16 protein-coding genes are annotated in these 17816 nt (G+C 72.7%); 13 read left to right on the top strand and 3 right to left on the bottom strand.

Annotation, left to right across the window (positions count from 1 at the left end):
• Window positions 1–154 precede the first annotated feature (154 nt).
• The 6 genes from ACZ6C1_RS13460 to ACZ6C1_RS13485 all read left to right on the top strand — a co-directional run bounded on the left by ACZ6C1_RS13460 (window position 155) and on the right by ACZ6C1_RS13485 (window position 6264).
• A complete protein-coding gene (locus ACZ6C1_RS13460) occupies window positions 155–1444 on the top strand; it encodes an ATP-grasp domain-containing protein (RefSeq protein WP_469240511.1) in 1290 nt (429 codons plus the stop codon).
• Between the two features lie 62 nt (window positions 1445–1506).
• Window positions 1507–2415 carry a LysR family transcriptional regulator gene (locus tag ACZ6C1_RS13465; protein ID WP_469240513.1) on the top strand — a complete coding sequence of 303 codons (909 nt, stop codon included), beginning with the start codon at window positions 1507–1509 and terminating at the stop codon, window positions 2413–2415.
• A 183-nt stretch (window positions 2416–2598) separates the two neighbouring features.
• The gene (locus tag ACZ6C1_RS13470; RefSeq protein WP_469240515.1) at window positions 2599–2943 is read left to right on the top strand and encodes a hypothetical protein; all 345 of its coding nucleotides are present in this window, start codon (window positions 2599–2601) and stop codon (window positions 2941–2943) included.
• 196 nt (window positions 2944–3139) lie between these two features.
• Complete coding sequence (locus ACZ6C1_RS13475) at window positions 3140–4426, top strand: hypothetical protein (protein WP_469240517.1); 1287 nt, start codon at window positions 3140–3142, stop codon at window positions 4424–4426.
• A 185-nt stretch (window positions 4427–4611) separates the two neighbouring features.
• A complete protein-coding gene (locus tag ACZ6C1_RS13480; RefSeq protein WP_469240519.1) occupies window positions 4612–5988 on the top strand; it encodes an MFS transporter in 1377 nt (458 codons plus the stop codon).
• A gap of 93 nt (window positions 5989–6081) precedes the next feature.
• Window positions 6082–6264, top strand: coding sequence for a hypothetical protein (locus tag ACZ6C1_RS13485; protein WP_469240521.1), 183 nt, complete (start codon window positions 6082–6084; stop codon window positions 6262–6264).
• A gap of 104 nt (window positions 6265–6368) precedes the next feature.
• On the opposite strand, the gene ACZ6C1_RS13490 is transcribed toward ACZ6C1_RS13485, so the two are convergent.
• Both ACZ6C1_RS13490 and ACZ6C1_RS13495 read right to left on the bottom strand, forming a co-directional pair.
• Window positions 6369–9629: an AfsR/SARP family transcriptional regulator gene (locus ACZ6C1_RS13490; protein WP_469240523.1), complete on the bottom strand. Its 3261-nt coding sequence runs from the start codon at window positions 9627–9629 to the stop codon at window positions 6369–6371.
• Window positions 9630–9758: 129 nt separating this feature from the next.
• Complete coding sequence (locus ACZ6C1_RS13495; RefSeq protein WP_469240525.1) at window positions 9759–11057, bottom strand: hypothetical protein; 1299 nt, start codon at window positions 11055–11057, stop codon at window positions 9759–9761.
• 301 nt (window positions 11058–11358) lie between these two features.
• Between ACZ6C1_RS13495 and ACZ6C1_RS13500 the strand changes: the two genes are divergently transcribed.
• The 6 genes from ACZ6C1_RS13500 to ACZ6C1_RS13525 all read left to right on the top strand — a co-directional run bounded on the left by ACZ6C1_RS13500 (window position 11359) and on the right by ACZ6C1_RS13525 (window position 16796).
• On the top strand, window positions 11359–11781 hold the full coding sequence (locus tag ACZ6C1_RS13500) for a YciI family protein (protein WP_469240527.1): 423 nt from the start codon (window positions 11359–11361) through the stop codon (window positions 11779–11781).
• A gap of 46 nt (window positions 11782–11827) precedes the next feature.
• Window positions 11828–13081, top strand: a complete 1254-nt coding sequence (locus ACZ6C1_RS13505; RefSeq protein WP_469240528.1) for an RNA polymerase sigma factor — start codon at window positions 11828–11830, stop codon at window positions 13079–13081.
• A gap of 78 nt (window positions 13082–13159) precedes the next feature.
• The gene (locus ACZ6C1_RS13510) at window positions 13160–13828 is read left to right on the top strand and encodes an HhH-GPD-type base excision DNA repair protein (RefSeq protein WP_469240530.1); all 669 of its coding nucleotides are present in this window, start codon (window positions 13160–13162) and stop codon (window positions 13826–13828) included.
• A 138-nt stretch (window positions 13829–13966) separates the two neighbouring features.
• Complete coding sequence (locus ACZ6C1_RS13515) at window positions 13967–15511, top strand: M28 family metallopeptidase (protein WP_469241203.1); 1545 nt, start codon at window positions 13967–13969, stop codon at window positions 15509–15511.
• 250 nt (window positions 15512–15761) lie between these two features.
• Entirely contained in the window at window positions 15762–16058 is a 297-nt protein-coding gene (locus tag ACZ6C1_RS13520) for a type II toxin-antitoxin system VapB family antitoxin (protein ID WP_003999914.1), read from the top strand.
• A gap of 108 nt (window positions 16059–16166) precedes the next feature.
• Window positions 16167–16796, top strand: a complete 630-nt coding sequence (locus ACZ6C1_RS13525; protein WP_469240533.1) for a LytR C-terminal domain-containing protein — start codon at window positions 16167–16169, stop codon at window positions 16794–16796.
• A 15-nt stretch (window positions 16797–16811) separates the two neighbouring features.
• Here the strand turns inward: ACZ6C1_RS13525 and upp are convergent, their stop codons facing one another.
• On the bottom strand, window positions 16812–17447 hold the full coding sequence (gene upp / locus ACZ6C1_RS13530; RefSeq protein ID WP_351824145.1) for a uracil phosphoribosyltransferase: 636 nt from the start codon (window positions 17445–17447) through the stop codon (window positions 16812–16814).
• Window positions 17448–17531: 84 nt separating this feature from the next.
• Between upp and ACZ6C1_RS13535 the strand changes: the two genes are divergently transcribed.
• Window positions 17532–17735 (top strand): hypothetical protein, encoded by a 204-nt coding sequence (locus tag ACZ6C1_RS13535; RefSeq protein WP_469241205.1) that lies wholly within the window; start codon window positions 17532–17534, stop codon window positions 17733–17735.
• Window positions 17736–17816 lie beyond the last annotated feature (81 nt).

Here is a 17816-nt window from a genome sequence, read left to right on the forward strand (position 1 = left end):
TTCCACAGGGCGGGTTTCCTCGGGGCCGTCGTCATCCGGTGCGCTCATTCCCACATCGTCGCAGCGCCGGTTCCCACGGGGCCGGAACCACGAGGGAACGGATCGGGAAGCGGACCGGCCAGACTCGCCGCAGTCGATGGAGGAGGGCCGGCCCATGACGGACTCCCTGTCCGGCACCCTGCCGGACACCCGGTCCGCGGAACGCATCCTGATGGTGCTGCCCTCGGACCGGCTCGTGCGCACCGCAGCCGAAGCCGGATGCCGGGTCTGGTCGGTGTGGGACCCCGCGCTGCGCGACCGGGCCTACCTGGACGAGGTGGCCCGGCACTCCGAGCGGCTGCTGCTGGCCGACCTGGACGACGAGACGGGCCTGCGGGCCCTCATCGCCCGCACCGCCCGCGAGCACCGGGTCACCCATGTGATGCACCTGGGCGGCGCCCGCGCCATGGTCCCCGTCCTGGCGGAGGCCGCGACCCTGGGGCTCGGCGCCAACCCCCCGCACGCGATGCGGCTGCTCAGCGACCGGGCCGCGATGCGGGAGCTGTTGCGGACCTACCCCCGTCTCCGGGTACGCGCCGAAAGGGCAGCCGACACCGCCGGGGTACGGGCGGCGGTGGCGCGGTTCGCGGGCGACCCCGTCGTCGTCAAGTCCGCCGCCGTTTCGGGCCGGTGCGGCGCGGCGCTGGTGGGTGACGCGTACGGCGTCGGCGACTGGGAACGTGCGGTGGCGGCCCATGCCGTGCCCGGGCCCTTCCTCGTCGAGGAGTACCTTCCGGGCCCCCAGTACGCCGTCGAGACGCTCAGCGTCGACGGGATGCACCAGGTCGCCGGCATCATCGCCACCCGGACCACGGGCCCGCCCCACTTCGAGACGGTCTCGCACGTCCATCCCGCGCCGCTCGGTGCCCGTGCCGAGGCGGAGATCCGGTCCGCGGTGTGCGCCGTGCTGGACCTGGCCGGTTTCGAGTGCGGTCCCGCGCACACCCAGGTGGTGCGGACTCCGGACGGGCCCCGCGTTCTCGCCTCGCGCGCCGGCTTCGGCGGGGACCGCGTTCCCCTGCTGGTCGAGCTGGCCTGCGGGATCGACCTGGAGGCCGAGTCCTTCCGGGCGCTCACCGGCGGCCTCCTGCCCACGCCCAGCCCTCGCCGCACCGCCATGACCGGCTTCGTCCGACTGCCCGGGGGCGGGGGCCCCGACGGTTCCGCCATCGGCGCGCTGCGGGCCCTGCCGTACGTGCATGCCGTCGACGTACGGCCACGGCCGGGCCGCTCCGCGCGGGTGGTCGTCGTCGGGGACGGGCCCGAGGAAGCCGCCCGACACCTGGCCGCCGCCCGGCGGCTGCTGGGGGCGCCGCCCGACGGCCACGAGAACCAGGAGAACCACGAAAGCCACGAGGCCGGCACGGCCGGCGCGACCGCCACCGACCGCACCCACAGCCCATGACCCGAACCCGGTCTCAACCAGGGAAGACAGCGCAACGCCACGACCCGGAGGACAGACGACAGGTGGACATACGCCAGCTCACGACCTTCCAGAGGGCCGCCACGCTGCTCAGCTTCAGCCGGGCGGCGGCCGAACTCAACTACGCGCAGTCCAGCGTCACCGGCCAGATCAGAGGACTGGAGAACTCCCTGGGCGTCGAGCTGTTCGAGCGGCTCTCCGGCCGACAGGTCCGGCTCACCCCGGCCGGGCAGCGGCTGCTGCCGTACGCCGAACGTCTGCTGACCCTGGCCGACGAGGCGCGCGGCGCGACGGCCGGTCCGCCCGAGCCGTCGGGGCAGTTGGTCATCGGCACCATGGAGTCGCTCGCCACCTACCGCCTGCCGCCCGTCCTGGAGTACTTCCACCACCGGTACCCGGACCTCCAGTTGGTGCTCAGACCGGGCTCCGGGGCGGAGACCCTGCACGCCCTGCGGCAGGGGACCGTCGACCTCGGGATGCTGATGTCGGCCGAGACCCGGCACAGCGGTGTGGACAGCGAGGTCCTCGGCCCCGAGCCCCTGGTCGCGGTCGCCGCCCCCCGCCACCCACTGGCGGGCCGGGCGCGGGTCACCTCGGCGGACCTGCGGGGCGTCCCCATCCTGGCGCCGGAGTGCGGGCGCGGCCACCGCAGGCTGCTGGAGGCGGAGTTGCGCAGCCGGCCGGGCGCGCCCGTACCGCTGCTGGAGTCGGGGACCGTCGAGTCGACCAAGCGGTGGGCGGCGGCCGGTCTCGGCGTCGGGTTGCTGTCCGAGGTCGCCGTTCAGGAGGACATGGCGGCCGGTGTGCTCGTGCCGCTGGCCTGGCGGCCGCCCTTCGAGGTGTTCACCCAGCTCGTCCGCCGCCGGCGCACCTCCCTCACCCGTGAGATGCGGCTGTTCATCGACCAGGCCGGCGCGTTCCTGGCCCAGGAGCGGGGAGCCGCCGCGGCGTGATGCACCAGGCCTTTTCCGTACGCCGGACCCGACCCATCGGAATGTCCGAATGCCGAATTCCCGTAAGGCGATGAGGGATTCATTGACCGGACCCCCCGCCGACTGTTGAAATTCAATCACCAACACGGACCGCCCCGAAAAGCGGAAATACCGTGACCGTGCTCGGCGAATAAGGAGTCGACCATGAACAGCAAGGCGATCACGACCACCGAGGCCCACCAGATGCTGACCGGTCTGTACGCCTCCGGCGCGCAGTTCGACGCCGACTGGAGCGGCGTGAACGACGAGACCGTGGCGAAGCTCCGTGAGGCCGCCGCCTCCGGTGACGAGGCCCTGCAGACGCTGCTGACGAACCTGGCGTTCACCAAGTTCGAGGGCGCCGACCAGGCGGCTCGCCTCTCCGCCTCGCTGGCCGGCATCAAGCAGGCGGCCGTCGCGGAGATCTTCGACGAGCTCCCGACCACCTCCATCGAGGACCTGCGCGCCGCCGCCGAGGCCGCGGGCTACGAGGTCGAGATCCTCGCCTGACGCGGTACGGGGCGGTACGGCCCGGTCCCGGACCTCCGCGTCCGGGACCGGGCCGCCCCGGAACCGCGTTTCCGTACCGGAACCGTGTTTCCGCCCGGAACCCCGTTTCCGTACCCGGAACCGCGCGACCGCACCGGATCGCCCGTCCGGCCCCGCCCCGGCCTCCGGTCGACACGACGAAAGAAAGAGGACTGTTGTGAACGAGTCGTTCTCCATTGATGGACTTTGCTGGCAGAAAAACTGGCGGATCGAGAACGGGAACGATTCCTACGTCGTCCCCTTTCCGACACTGCGGCCGGCGACCCTCGTATTCCACGGCGAGACGGAATTCAGTTACGGGCATTACGGTATTCACCTCGGCCAGGCAGACGTCCTGACCTTCCTCGGCCCCAGCACCGGCACCATCACCGGCCACTTCATCGACTGCCGCGAGGGGTCCCCGACGGCCGGGGTCCGCGAGCGGCACACATGGGCACCGGGCTCCGCCCGCGCGCTCTACATCCCGCCGGGTGTGGCCCACACCTTCGACGGCCTGGAGTCCGTCAACACGATCAACTCCTACGAGCTCTTCCTCCCCGACCCCGAGGAATGGGTGCACGGCACCCTCGACTGGCAGCCGGACGCGGACATCATCAACCTCCCGCTGAACGTCGCCGACGAGGACCTCCCGCTCTACAAGCCCAACTCCCACCCCGCGAGCGAACTCTGGTACGACATGGTCGCCGCGCAGCAGCGCGCCATGATCCCCAAGGTGGCGTACGAGTACCCCGTCACCCGCGACGTACGGCTGGCCGACGGCAGCGTCCGCCGGGTCGAGCTGCGCCGGCTGCTCCAGCGGAGCGAGAGGAAGAACTGGGAGCCCCTGGCCGAGGTCTTCGGCGTCGGCTGGGTGCGGCACCCGGTGATCTCCTCCGGCCCCGAGTCCGGCTTCTCCGCTCTCCTGGACCGCCACCCGCTGTACTTCATCGACCACGGCGAGACGGGCTACACGCACGACGCGTACGGAATCCACCTGGGCCAGGAGGACCGGCTGACCTTCGCCGGGCCCCGCGACCAGGAGGTCACCCTCCACCTCATCGACACACGGGTGGACTCACCGACGTACGGAGCGGACATCACCTACCGGTTCTTCCCCGACCCGGAGCGCTACCTGCTGATCCCGCCGGGCGTCGGCCACGCCTTCGAGCACCTGGAGAACGTCTACACGGTCAACCGGCCGCGCACCCTCCTCCCCGAGGACGGCAGCGAGTACCACCCGGGCAACGACGTCATCGACTGGCCGGTCGCCAAGCGTCCGATCCCGTCGCTGCGGGCCAACACCGTGCCGGCGAGCCGCGAGTACTACGAGGCCCGGGTCGCCGACCAGAAGCAGCTGCGGGAGCTGCCGGTCACCCACTCCACGCCGTCCGTGATGATGATCAAGGGCAAGGACGGCAAGGAGATCCGGATCGCGCTGCGCAAGAAGGTGCCCGCCGCCTCCTGATCCCGCCCCGAGGGACCCGGCGGGCCCCCTCCGCCGGACCGGCCCCCCGCGCCGTTTCTCCTCCACTCACGTCACCCCTCCCCACGACCGTGGGCGCGGCCGCCGCGACAAGCCGGCCGCGTCCACGGCTCCACGCGTTCCCCCGTCCTCACCGTCCGGGTGCTCTCCCGGAGTTGGGAATCCCGATGCTGTCCCTGTCCACGTCATTGGCCCCCTTGCGGCACAGGAACTACCGACTGCTCTTCATCTCCTTCGTCATCAGCATGCTGGGGGACGGCGTCTGGCTGGTCGCCCTCCCCTGGGTCGCGATGGATCTGGGCGGCAACAGCTCCGACCTGGCGATGGTGGTGGGCGCCGAGTCGGTCGGCCTCATCTCCTGCGTCCTGATCGGCGGGGCACTCGCCGACCGCTATCCGCGCAAGCTGGTCATCGGCTGGTCGTACGCCGCCGCCTTCACCGTCCTCACCTCGCTCGCCGTCATCCATGTGACCGGACGTCTGGAGATCTGGCAGCTCGTCGGCGCCGCCTTCGTGCTGGGCGCGGCCGCGGCGATCAGTGGCCCCGCCTCCGACGCCTTCACACCGGATCTGGTGCCGAGGGACGACCTGCACGCCGCCAACGCGATGGAATCCGTCGTACGCTCACTGGCCGTCAGGATGGTCGGACCGGCGGTCGGGGGACTGCTCATCTCGCTGATCGACTCGCTCAGCATCATCGTCCTGAACGCGGCCAGCTTCGGCATCGCGGCCGCGTGCGTGGCGATGATCGTCGTACCCCGGCCCGCACCGGCGCCCGCCGCCGTGGCGGGGCCGGGCGGCGCGGACGACGGCGTGGCCGGTGACGTGGCCGGTGACGTGGCCGGTGGCGTGGCCGGTGGCGAAGGGGCAGACGCCGCGCCGGTCCCGTACCGCGAGGCACTGCGCTATCTCTTCAGTGAGCGCTGGCTGTGGGTCCTGATCGTCTGGTCGGGCGTGGTCCTGCTGCTCCAGTCGGGACCGCGCCAGGTCCTCCTGCCGTTCGTGATCCACAACGACCTGGGCGGCGACGCCCGCGACTACGGCACGCTCATCGCCGTCACCGGTATCGCGGCGGTGGTCGGGTCGTTGCTGCTCGCCTCGCACAAGCCGCCCCGCGACTACCCCCGCCGGATGCTGCTCGCCTGGACGGCCGGTGCCGCCCCGCTCGCGCTGATGGTCTTCGTACCGTCCTTCTGGATGCTGCTTCCGCTGGGCGCCATGTACGGGTTCTTCTCCACCGTCGGCAACGTGTACTGGTCGACCCTCGTACAGACCTCGGTGCCCAACGCCGTCCGAGGCCGGGTCATCAGCATCGACTGGCTGGGCTCACTGGCCCTCGTACCGCTGTCGGCGGTGCTGGCCGGCCTGAGCCCGGACCGTGACTTCATCGTCTGGCTGTTCGTCCTCGGCGGAGTACTCCCGGTCCTGCTGACGCTGTTCACCGTGCGATGGGTCGATCTGCGGGCGCTGCGCGGTAGCGAGCCCGAGGAGACGGAGAAGGAGAAGGAGACGGAGGAGCGGGCGGCCGCGGTGACGACGTCCTGAGGGAAAGGAAGGAAAGGGGACGGGATCGGGAACCACCGGCGCCAGTATCAGAAGTGCCAAGGGCAACGGACGGACCGATCCAAGGGGTGGGACATGCGCGGCAAGGTGGGCAGGTTGACCGGAATACTCGCCATGGCGTTGGCACTGGCGGCGGGGGGAGCCGTCGAGGCGGTGCACGCCGGACACACCTCCGGGAACACGACCCGGGCGGTCGCGGGCGACGAGGGACCGTCGGTCCCCACGCCCAGGACGCCGACCGGCGGAAGCCAGGCCTGACCGCCGGTCGCCGGTCGGCAGAAGCCAGGGCTGATGCCCGGTCGGCAGAAGCCAGGGCTGACTGGCGGTGGGCGAAGGCCGGGGCCGACCCTCGCCCGCCGGCTTCAGGACCAGGTGTTGTAGGTGGTGGCCAGTATCCCCAGCTCGTCGAAGAGCGCGTGGGCCCGGTGGCGGTGGTCCTCGGCCGCACGGTCGTCCCCCGCCTCCTCGGCGGCGCGGGCGAGTCCGGCCAGCGCGCAGGCGGCCTCCACCCGGTAGCCGAGGTCGGTGGAGCGCCGCAGGGCGCTCGTGTGGAGGCGCAGGGCCCTGGCCGGGTCGCCGCTTCGGCGGTGGACGCGGCCCACGATGTTCTCGACCTCGGCGGACCGCAGCCTCGCCCCGGAGCGGGCGACGACGTCCAGGGCCCGCCCGGCGTCGGCGAGGGCGCGCGTCCCGTCGCCGAGAAGCTGCCGGGTCTCGGCGGCGTAGGCCAGGGCGAGGGCGTGGTTCTCGGATCTGCGGGTCTCGTCGCCGAGCTCCAGGGCCTGTTGGAGCGTGTCCAGCGCCTGAGGTGCGTCGCCGGTGGCCAGGCTGGTGGCCGCCAGTTCGATCAGGGCCATCTTCTCGTTGTCGTACGAGCCGATCCGCCGGTTGATGCCGACGGCCCGCCGTGCTGCCTCGGTGGCCTCGGGGAACCGGCCGAGCCAGCGGTAGACGGGGCTGAGGTTGGTCCAGCTCTCCGCCACACCGACCTCGTCCCCGCTCTCCTTGCGCAGCACCACGGCCCGTTCGAGGTACGAGAGGGCTTTCGGGATGTCGCCGAGCGCGCTGTGCAGGAGTCCGAGCCGGCCGACGCTGATGGCCTCGTGCTGGCGGTCGCCGGAGCGGCGGGAGATCTCCAGCGCCTCGGACGCCGCCGCGACGCCCTCGGTGAACCGGCCGAGCCTCCAGTGCGCCACCGCGAGGTTGTTCAGGCTCAGGCTCACCAGCGTCGGGTCGCCGAGACGCCGGGCGGCGCGGACGGCAGCGACACCCTGCGCCGCCTGCTCCTCGACCCGGCTGCGCGTATAGAAGTAGAAGGCCAGGTTCCGGGACAGGTGCAGGGCGCACCGCTGGTCCGCCGCGTCACCCTCCCGGCCCAGGGCGAGCTGGATCGCGTGATGTTCCCGGTCGAACCAGGCCAGCGCGTCATGGGCGGTGGGGAACGGCGGCAGCTCCTCCGGCACGTCGACACCGGTGCCGAAGCGCAACCGGTCCGGGAACAGCGCCGCGCACGCGGCTTCCGTCGCCCCCAGGTAGTACGGGAAGAGGCGTTCGGCGACGACACCGGCACCGTCGTCGTCGCCCTCCGGGGCCCGCAACGAGCGCGCGAAGCTGCGTACCAGGTCGTGGAAGCTGTACAGCTCCTCCGTGTGCTGCTGCAGGAGGTGGACGTCCAGCAGGTGCTCCAGTACGTCCTCCACCTCACGCGCCGAGGTGCCCGCCAGCGCCGCCGCCGACCAGACGTCGATCTCCGCGCCCGGGTGCTGCCCCAGCAGCTGGAACACCGCCCGCTGCCGGGCGCCCAGGGACTGGTACGAGAGTTCCAGGGCGGCCGTGACACTGCGCTGACCGGCGCTGAGTTCGTCGAGCCGCCGCGTCTCGTGGCGGAGCCGTTCCACCAGGTGGCGCACGGTCCACCGCGGCCGGTTGCGCAGCCGGGCGGCCGCGATGCGCAGGGCGAGCGGCAACCGGCCGCACAGCTCCGCCAGTTCGGCCACCGCGTCCGGTTCCGCGGCCGTGCGCTCGGCCCCGAGCGTCTCGGCCAGCAGCGCGGCGCTGTCCGCGGGCGCCAGCATCCCGATCGAGAACCACTCGGCGCCGTCGAGGTCCACCAGCCTGGCCCGGCTGGTGACCAGCACCAGACAGCCGGGGGACGCGGGCAGCAGGGGCAGAACCTGCGCGGTGTCGGCGGCGTTGTCCAGCAGGACCAGCACCCGCTTGTCCGCCAGAGCCGCCCGCCACACACGCGCGCGGTCCTGCACGCCCTCCGGCAGCGGCTGGTCGGGCAGCCCCAGCCCCCGCAGCAGGGACTCCAGTGCGTCACCGGGCCGGAACGGGCTCTCGCCCGGGGTGAAACCCCGCAGGTCGATGTGGAGTTGCCCATCGGGGTAGTACGGGGCGAGCCGGTGGGCGGCGCGCACGGCCAGCGCCGTCTTCCCGGCACCGCCCATGCCGTCGATCGCGATGACGCGCGTCGACCCGCCGCCGGGCCGGCGGGCGCGTTCGAGCAGCAGCTCCAGTTCCTCGTCCCGCCCGGTGAAGTCCGGAAGGTCGTACGGCAGGGCGCGGATCCCCTGCTGCGGCTGGCCCGTGTACGCGGGGTCGGGCGCGCGGCCCGGTACGGGGGTGGTCCGGGGCTCGGTGCCGGGCGCGGTTCCCGTCTCCGCCTCCGGCGCGGTCCCCGGCGCCGCTCCCGCGTACGTGCCGCCCCGCGGGCCGGCCGAAGCCGCCGCCCTGCTCGCCGCCCCGGGGTCCGGCGTCCCGGTGCCCGATGCCCCGGGGTCCGCCGTCCCCGTCCCCGTCCCGGTTCCCGCTCCGGGGCCGGTTTCGGGGCCGGTTTCGGGGCCGGCCGGCCGGGGAGGCGGGGCGAGCGCCGGGTCCTCCCGCAGTATCCGCTCGTGCAGCCGGACGAGCCTCGCACCGGGGTCGATGCCCAGCTCCTCCGCCAGCAGGGCCCGCACCGCGCGGAACTCCTCCAGGGCCTCCGCCCCTCGGCCCGCCCGGTACAGGGCCAGCATCAAGTGCGCGCGCAGGGCTTCCCGCAGCGGGTGCTGCGACACGAGCGCCCGCAGGTCGCCGACCAGCTCGGCGGACTCCCCCAGTTCGAGGCGCAGCTCGAAGAACTGCTCGGCCGCGGCGAGCCGGCGCTCCTCCCAGAGGGCCGCCGCCGACTCGATCACCCTGCCGCCCCGGCCGGCCATGACCGGCCCCCGCCACAGCGAGAGAGCCTGGCCCAGCGCGTCGACGGCCTCCTGGCGCCGCCCCGCCGCGACCGCCTCCCGCGCCGTGCGGAGCCCCTCGGCGAACTCGACCAGATCCAGCCCGTACCCGGAGGACTCGGCACGGTACCCGGGACCGTCGGTGACGATGACCCCCGCACCGCCCGGAACGCGCCGGCGCAGGTCCGACACCGCCTTGCGCACCTGGTGCTCGGCGCTGGAGGGAGGCAGCTCGTCCCAGGCCGCTTCGACGAGCCGCGCGACGGGGACGACCCTTCCGTACTCCAGGAGCAGGGTGACCAGGATGCGTTCCTGGATCACGCCGCCGAGACGCAGCCGCGCGCCCGCGGACCAGCCCTCCAGCGCGCCGAGGACGTGAAAACGAAGACCTGGCTCGGAACCCACGCGCGCGCCCCCTCTCCCTGGTCGGCGATCCTAGTCTCGCGGTCCTCCGGGGCAATGGCTTCGGCGTGCCTCATCAGCGGAAATGAGCCGATGGACGTCCACGGGCCGGGTGGTCCGGGCCCGTGGACGTCAACCGTCCGTACGCGCCTTCCGGCGGCGTGCGGCGAGCATCGCGCCGGCGCCCAGGGCGACCGCCGCGGCGCCCGCGAGGGCGACCCGCGGCATCGCCGAGGAGGAACCGGTGGCGGCGAGGCTGCCCGCGGTGGTGGCGGTCGTGGCGGTGGCCGCGTGGGCCGGCCGTGTGGAGGCGGAGCCCTGCGCCCCGGGGGCCGGGGTGGCGGACGGGTCGGCGGCCGGACCGGGGGTGGGCGCCGCGGCGACGACGTCGAAGGCGTAGTCGAAGTACTCCGGCGTCCCGCCGCACGACCGGTCGTCGTTGAGGTAGTCCGCGGCGATGGAGGCCACGCCGTCGCCGGCCGGCGTCGAGGCGCCGACCCTCAGGCGCAGCCTGACGTCGGCGTGGGCGCCGACCGCCAGCTTCTCGACGGCGCCCGCGTAGTGGTCGGCGTCCGCGTCCTGCCAGACCGGGGAGTCGGCCGTGGACCACAGGACGTCCAGCAGGTCGTCGGCCGCCTCGACCTTCACGTACGGCCAGACCTCGTCCAGGGTCCGGTCGGTGCCGTTGGTGACGCGGACCGTGAAGTCGACCGTCGAACCGGCGGTGACCTTCGCCGGCAGGCCGGTGGCGGTGACCGTCAGCCGGTCCTCGGGGACGCAGGCACCCTCCTGGGCCTCCTTCTCGGCGTCGGCGAGCGCCTTGTCGGCGGCCTCCTTGGCAGTGAGGGCCTTCGCCTTGTCCCGGCCCGCCCGGTCCACGCGCTGGAACGCGGCGGTCCGGGCGTCGTCCCGCGCCTTTCCGGCCTCCCGCGCCCGGGCGTCGGCGGCGTCCTTGGCCTTTCCGGCCGCCTCGGTGGCGGCCAGGGCGTCGGCGACGTCCTGCGCCGCCCGGGCCTTCTCCGCCTCCGTGGCGGTCACCGGCAGCCCCGCCAGGGACTCCCGGGCCTCGGCGAGCTTGCCGTCGGCGGCCTCCTTGGCGGTGGCGGCGGCCTCGGCGCTCCTGTTCGCCCCGGCGGCGGCCACGGCGAGCGGGGCGCTGTCCGACAGCTCCTCGGTCAGCGCCCGGCGGGCGACGGCTTCCGCGGCGACGGCGTCCTCGTAGGCCTTGCGCGCCGCCTCGGCCGCCTTTTCGAGCTCCGTGAGGGAGGGCTTGGCGGGCTCGGCGGCCGTGGCGGCGCGGCCCCCGAACGGCCGGCCGAGGGGCGGTTCCTGGGACTGCGGCACCGCCGGGCCGGTCGCGGCGAACGCGGGCGGAACGGAGACCAGTGCGGCGGGCGCGGTCACGGCGGCGACGACAGCCGTCGCGAGCATACGGCGGATCTTCACAGGAGCCCTTTGGTCGGAAGGTTCGACAGGTCGGAGAACCGGCGATGATCGTATGACCGGTTCGGTGGGCGGCGGAGTGCCATGTCCCGCAATCGGGTGTGCTCCGGTGACCGGGCGGGCGACAAACACGGCCGACGGAGGCAGTCGCTCACCGTGCCCGGGGCATTTCTGTGAGGCTTTTCCCGGAAGTCGCCGCCGAGGCCGGAGCCGATGTCGAGAACGCGTCGTCGGCTCCGACGTCCCCTGTGAACGGCAACCCCGAAGCAGCCTCGAAAGGAGCGGCACCATGAAGTACCTGGTGATGGTGCAGGGCACACAGGCCGACTACGACGCGATGACCGGCAAGGCCTCCGCGCACAGCCCGGCCTGGAGCGAGAAGGACCTGCGGGCGATGTTCGCCTTCATGCAGGAGATCAACGACGACCTCGCGGAGTCCGGTGAGCTCGTCGACGGCCAGGGGCTCGCCGAGCCGCGCCGGACACGGTTCGTCAGCCTCGGCGAGGACGGCCGGCCGGTGATCACGGACGGACCGTACGGGGAGACCAAGGAGCTGCTGGCCGGGTACTGGGTGCTCGACTGCGCGAGCCTCGACCGGGTCACCGAGATCGCGGCACGCGTCGCCCGCTGCCCGCAGCCGGAGGGCGCACCCGAGTACCCGGTCGTCATCCGGCCGATCATGGAGAACGGCCCCGAGATCGCCCCGGCATGACCGCGGCATGAGCGGGACGGCATGAGCGGGGCATGAGCGGGGCGGCATGAGCGGGAGCGTCGAGGATCTGCTGCGGCACCACGCGCCGCAGGTCCTCGGCGCGCTCGTACGCCGGTACGGGCACTTCGACGCCGCCGAGGACGCCGTACAGGAAGCGCTGCTCGCCGCCGCGCGGCAGTGGCCCGACGACGGGGTGCCGGAGAACCCGCGGGGGTGGCTCATCCGGGTGGCGTCGCGGCGGCTCACGGACCAGCTCCGGGCCGACGAGGCCCGGCGCCGCCGCGAGGAGGCGGAGGCCGCGCTCGCGCCCCGGGACGCGTTCACCGCGCCGCCGCCCGGGGAGGGCAGGGCCCCGTCCGAGGACGACACGCTCACGCTGCTGTTCCTGTGCTGCCACCCGGAGCTCCCGCCGGCCGCGCAGATCGCGCTGACGCTCCGCGCGGTGGGCGGCCTGACGACGGCCGAGATCGCCCGGGCGCACCTCGTCCCCGAGGCGACGATGGCGCAGCGGATCAGCCGTGCCAAGCAGAAGCTCAAGGGGGTGCCCTTCCGCCCGCCCGGCCCGGACGACCGCGACCAGCGGCTGGCTGCCGTCCTGCAGGTGCTGTACCTGATCTTCAACGAGGGCTATACGGCGACCTCCGGCCGCGAGCTGCACCGCGCCGACCTCGCCCGCGAGGCGATCCGCCTCACCCGGGCGGTGCGCCGCCTGCTGCCCCGGGAGGGCGCCGTGACGGGACTGCTGGCGCTCATGGTGCTCACCGAGGCCCGCAGCGCGGCGCGCACCGGGCCGCACGGCGAGCTGATCCCGCTCGACGAGCAGGACCGCACCCTCTGGGACCGGGACGCCGTCCGGGAGGGCACCGCCCTGGTGGAGGAGGCACTGGCGGAGGGCCCGGCCGGGGCGTACCAGATCCAGGCGGCGATCGCCGCGCTGCACGACGAGGCGGCGCGGGCCGAGGACACCGACTGGCCCCAGATCCTGGCGCTGTACGACCAGCTCCTTCGCCGTACGCGGGAACCCGACCCCATGGCCGAGCTGAGCCGCGCGGTGGCCCTGGCCATGGTGGACGGTCCCGAGGCCGGGCTCGCCGAACTCGCCTCCCTGGAGCAACGGCCCGCCGGCCGGCTCGCCGGCCACCACCGGCTGGACGCGGTCCGCGCGCACCTGCTGGAACGGGCGGGTGACACCGAGGGCGCCCTGGCCGCCTACCGGGCGGCCGCCGCGCGCACCCTCAGCGTCCCGGAAGCCCGGTACCTGCGGATGCGGGCGGCCCGCCTGCGTCACTCGGCCGGCTGACCACCGCCCCGAACACGTCGAGCGCACGGGCCGGGCCCCCGCCGTGCGCCCCGTCGGCACCGGCGCGATCATCGAAACATGACGACCACGATCCACCTCGCCCAGCAACCGGAGGCCGACGAGCTGCTGGGCCGCAGCCCGCTCGCCGCGCTCGTCGGCATGCTCCTGGACCAGCAGGTCCCCATGGAGTGGGCGTTCTCCGGCCCGTACACGATCGCGCAGCGCATGGGCGGCGACGATCTGGACGCGCACGAGATCGCGGCGTACGACCTGGAGGCCTTCGTCGCCCTCCTGTCCGCCAAGCCCGCGGTGCACCGCTACCCCGGCTCGATGGCCAAGCGGGTCCAGCAGCTGTGCCAGTACCTGGTGGAGGAGTACGGCGGTGACGCGAGCGCCGTCTGGTCGGACGCCGGTACCGGCAAGGAGCTGCTGGACCGGTTGCTCGCCCTGCCCGGGTTCGGCAGGCAGAAGGCGCAGATCTTCCTGGCGCTGCTGGGCAAGCAGTACGGCGTACGGCCCGGGGGCTGGCGGGAGGCGGCGGGCGCGTACGGCGAGGAGGGCTCGTACCGTTCGGCCGCCGACATCACCGGGCCCGACTCGCTCGCCAAGGTCCGCGCGTACAAGCAGGAGGCGAAGCGCGCCGCCAAGGCGGCCACACCCGCGAAGACCGCGAAGACCGCCAAGGGCACCAAGACCACGAAGGCCGCCAAATCGGCCAGGAACACGGGACCTTCGGCGACGGAGTGACATGTTCCATTGCCAAACGTACGGAAAATTACGTGAGTTGTGGCACATCTGTTCACAGGAGCCTGGGAGATCGCTAGCTTCCCTTCAACCTCGTTCACACCGGGAAGGACCTCTGTGACCTCATCCCCTCGCAGAGCCGTGGCCACCCTGGCCGCAGCCGCACTCGCGACCCCGCTCCTGCTGGCTTCCGCCTCCCCCGCTTCCGCCGGTCGGCACGACCCCGGCAAGGAGGCGGCCAAAGATGCCGCGCACCTCTCCAAGAAGCTCGTCCGGGAGGCGTCCGCCAAGGACGCCTACAAGCACCTGGAGAAGTTCCAGCAGATAGCCGACTCCGCCGGCGGCCACCGGGCGGCCGGCTCGCTCGGACACGACGCCTCGGCCGCGTACGTGTACCAGCAGCTTAAGAAGGCCGGTTACCAGGTCTCGTACCAGAAGTTCGAGTTCATCTACACCCAGACCCAGGCCGAGAAGCTCTCGGTCGTCTCGCCGACGCCGCGTGACATCACCATCGGGGCGATGACCTACACCAAGTCGACGCCCGTCGGCGGGGTCAAGGCCGGCCTCGCCGCCGTCCCGGCCCCCGCGGACGACGCGACGCCGGGCTGCGAGGCCGCCGACTACGCGTCCGGCACCTTCACCGGCAAGATCGCCCTCATCAAGCGCGGCGGCTGCACCTTCGCCGACAAGCAGGCCCAGGCCGCCGCGGCGGGCGCGACCGGCGCGATCGTCTACAACAACGTTCCCGGCTCGCTCGGTGGCACCCTGGGCGACCCGGCGGCCGGCAAGATCCCGACCGGTGGCATATCCCAGGCCGACGGCGAGGCGCTCGTCGCCGACCTGGCCAAGGGCCCGGTCGAGGTCAACTTCGAGATCCGCCAGCTCCAGGAGAAGCGGACCACCAACAACGTCATCGCGGAGACCGCCCGCGGCAACGCGGCCAACACCGTGATGCTCGGCTCGCACCTCGACTCGGTGACCGCCGGCCCCGGCATCAACGACAACGGCTCCGGCTCGGCCGGTCTGCTCGAAGTCGCCCTGGACCTCGCCAAGTCCAAGGTGAAGCCCACCAACAAGATGCGCTTCGCCTGGTGGTCGGCCGAGGAGAACGGCCTGCTCGGCTCCGAGCACTACGTCGAGAACCTCAGCGAGCTCGACCGCAAGGAGATCAAGCTCTACCTGAACTTCGACATGATCGCCTCGCCGAACTACGGCCTGTTCGTGTACGACGGTGACAACTCCGACGGCGTCGGCGCGCCCGCCGGCCCGGCAGGCTCCGCCCAGCTCGAGCGTGACATCAACGAGTTCATGGACAAGCAGGGCCGCCCGCACGAGGGCACGGACTTCACCGGCCGCTCCGACTACGGCCCGTTCATCGCGGTCGGCATCCCGTCCGGCGGCACGTTCACCGGCGCCGAGGGCCTGAAGACGGCCAAGCAGGCGGAGAAGTTCGGCGGCACGGCGGGGGTCGCGTACGACGCGTGCTACCACGCCAAGTGCGACGACATCAAGAACATCAACATGACGGCGTTCGACGCCAACATCGACGTCATCGCCAACGCCGTGGGCGTCTACGCCCACGACCTCAGCTCGCTGCGCAAGCCGGTCGTCACCGTCCCCACGGACGGCGACGCGGGCAGCGGCGGCGGCCTGCACGACGGCCACGACCACGACGTGACCGAGTAGCAGCCACGGGGCGGCGGGCCGCGGGTCACCCCCACGGCACGCCGCCCCGTCCCCGAACCGGGTGATCCTTCGCCGGCGCCACACCCGGCGCGTGGGCCGAGGCCGCGTCCGACCGCGGCGCGCCCGGGCCCCTCGGAGCGTTTCACCGGCAGACATCCAGCCCGCCTGTCCCGGTTTGCTCGACTTTCACCCGCATCGCGACGGCGCCGCGTGGCTGCGCCGGGAGCCACTCGCCCGGTAGGCTTTCCGTGTGATCTTCAAGCGCATCGGTAACGGGCGGCCGTATCCCGACCACGGCCGGGAAAGCACCCGGCAGTGGGCGGATGTCGCGCCGCGCCCGGTCCGCCTCGATCAGCTCGTGACCACCAAGGGCCAGCTGGACCTGGAGACGCTCCTCGCCGAGGACTCGACCTTCTACGGCGACCTCTTCGCGCACGTCGTGAAGTGGCAGGGCGATCTCTACCTCGAGGACGGACTGCACCGCGCCGTGCGCGCGGCCCTGCAGCAGCGCCAGGTGCTCCACGCCCGCGTGCTCGAACTGGACTGAGCGAACACACCCGGCGATGTCAGCCTTTCGGGCCCTTTCCCACCCGTCCGGCCCCCATCGGCTGATCGTTTAGTAGGCATAGTCACCGGGCCGCATTACGCTGCGCCCATGAGCATGCTCACTCCCCCCGGTATGGGCGGAAAGTACCGCGTTACGGGTAATGCCTACCCGCGCATGCGCCGCCCCCGACGCCGTCGCCGGATCGTGGTCGCGGCCCTCGCCGCAGTGGTCGCCCTCGGCCTGGCCGGCTGGGGAACACTGCAGCTCATCGACGTCTTCGGCGGGGGTGGTACCGACACCCGGGCACGCACCACGGCCGGTCCCGGCTGCAAGCCCGCCAAGAAGCCCCTGACGCCGGTCCACGTACCGCTCAAACCGGCCCAGATCACGGTGAACGTCTACAACGCGACCCCCCGCGCGGGCCTCGCCAAGTCGACCGCCGACGAGCTGAAGAAGCGCGGCTTCGCCATCGGCAAGGTGGGCAACGCCCCGGCCGCGTACGACAAGAAGGTCCCGGGCGCCGGGATACTGCTCGGCGGCACCGGGTCGGGCAAGAGCGCCTTCCCCGTCCTCGGTACGCAGCTCAAGGGCGCCACGCTCAAGACGGACGCCCGGGCCACGGCGGACGTGGACCTGATCATCGGTACGGCCTTCAAGACCCTGACACCGCCGAAGGACGCGACCGTGGCCCTGGCCGCCCTGGCCAAGCCCGCGCCCGCGCCCTCCGGGAAGTGCTGAGAGAACCTCGAGCCGCTAGTCGGCGGTCCCGTACATCCGGTCGCCCGCGTCACCGAGGCCCGGGACGATGTAGCCGTGCTCGTTGAGGCGCTCGTCGACCGAGGCGGTCACGACGGTCACCGGCGTGCCCGCCAGCTCGCGCTCCATGACCTCCACGCCCTCCGGCGCGGCGAGCAGCACGACCGCCGTCACGTCGTCCGCACCGCGCTTGATCAGCTCCTGGATCGCGGCGACCAGCGTGCCGCCGGTGGCCAGCATCGGGTCCAGGACGTACACCTGGCGCCCGGAGAGGTCCTCCGGCATCCGGGTGGCGTACGTGGACGCCTCCAGCGTCTCCTCGTTGCGGATCATCCCCAGGAAGCCCACCTCGGCGGTCGGCAGCAGCCGCACCATGCCGTCGAGCATGCCCAGACCGGCCCGCAGGATCGGCACCACCAGCGGCTTGGGGCTCGACAGCTTCACCCCGGTCGTCCGGGTCACCGGGGTCTCGATGTCGACCTGCTCGGTGCGCACGTCCCGGGTGGCCTCGTACGCGAGCAGGGTGACCAGCTCGTCGGCGAGCCGCCGGAAGGTCGGGGAGTCGGTGCGCCTGTCGCGCAGCGTGGTGAGTTTGTGCGCCACCAGCGGGTGGTCGACGACGTGGATCCGCATGCCCTCAACAGTAGCCCGCACTGGCATCAACCCCCGCCGCGGAGGGAAGGTGGGGTGGACGGACCCAGCCTGGGGGTGGTCGCGATGCCGGACCCGGAAGAGCCGGAACGGGAGCAGGACGGCCGGGCGCCGGACCGTCAGGAGGCCGATGCCGAGCGTCGGCGGCGCCGGGCCCAGTTCCTGCGCGAACTGAACGAGGCCAAGGCGCTCCGCGACCGTGTCCAGCCACGGCGGGCGAGGGCCGCGAGGATGCGCCAGCAGATGCGGATGCGCACGTTCCGCTGGTGATCCGGCGGCGATTCGGCGGCCTTCCGCCGGTGGCCCGCCGGCGATCCGGTGACGAGCCGCTGGTGATTCGCTGATGACACG

The sequence above is a fragment of the Streptomyces sp. NPDC041796 genome, assembly GCF_055590785.1.

Excerpts from the sequence above, each read along its gene's own strand:
- ACZ6C1_RS13485 (WP_469240521.1), top strand. The coding sequence starts at position 6,082 with ATGCGCGGCAAGGTGGGCAGGTTGACCGGAATACTCGCCATGGCGTTG.
- ACZ6C1_RS13470 (WP_469240515.1), top strand. The coding sequence starts at position 2,599 with ATGAACAGCAAGGCGATCACGACCACCGAGGCCCACCAGATGCTGACC.
- ACZ6C1_RS13510 (WP_469240530.1), top strand. The coding sequence starts at position 13,160 with ATGACGACCACGATCCACCTCGCCCAGCAACCGGAGGCCGACGAGCTG.
- ACZ6C1_RS13500 (WP_469240527.1), top strand. The coding sequence starts at position 11,359 with ATGAAGTACCTGGTGATGGTGCAGGGCACACAGGCCGACTACGACGCG.
- ACZ6C1_RS13505 (WP_469240528.1), top strand. The coding sequence starts at position 11,828 with ATGAGCGGGAGCGTCGAGGATCTGCTGCGGCACCACGCGCCGCAGGTC.
- ACZ6C1_RS13460 (WP_469240511.1), top strand. The coding sequence starts at position 155 with ATGACGGACTCCCTGTCCGGCACCCTGCCGGACACCCGGTCCGCGGAA.
- ACZ6C1_RS13480 (WP_469240519.1), top strand. The coding sequence starts at position 4,612 with ATGCTGTCCCTGTCCACGTCATTGGCCCCCTTGCGGCACAGGAACTAC.
- ACZ6C1_RS13525 (WP_469240533.1), top strand. The coding sequence starts at position 16,167 with ATGAGCATGCTCACTCCCCCCGGTATGGGCGGAAAGTACCGCGTTACG.
- ACZ6C1_RS13495 (WP_469240525.1), bottom strand. The coding sequence starts at position 11,057 with ATGCTCGCGACGGCTGTCGTCGCCGCCGTGACCGCGCCCGCCGCACTG.
- upp (WP_351824145.1), bottom strand. The coding sequence starts at position 17,447 with ATGCGGATCCACGTCGTCGACCACCCGCTGGTGGCGCACAAACTCACC.
- ACZ6C1_RS13535 (WP_469241205.1), top strand. The coding sequence starts at position 17,532 with ATGCCGGACCCGGAAGAGCCGGAACGGGAGCAGGACGGCCGGGCGCCG.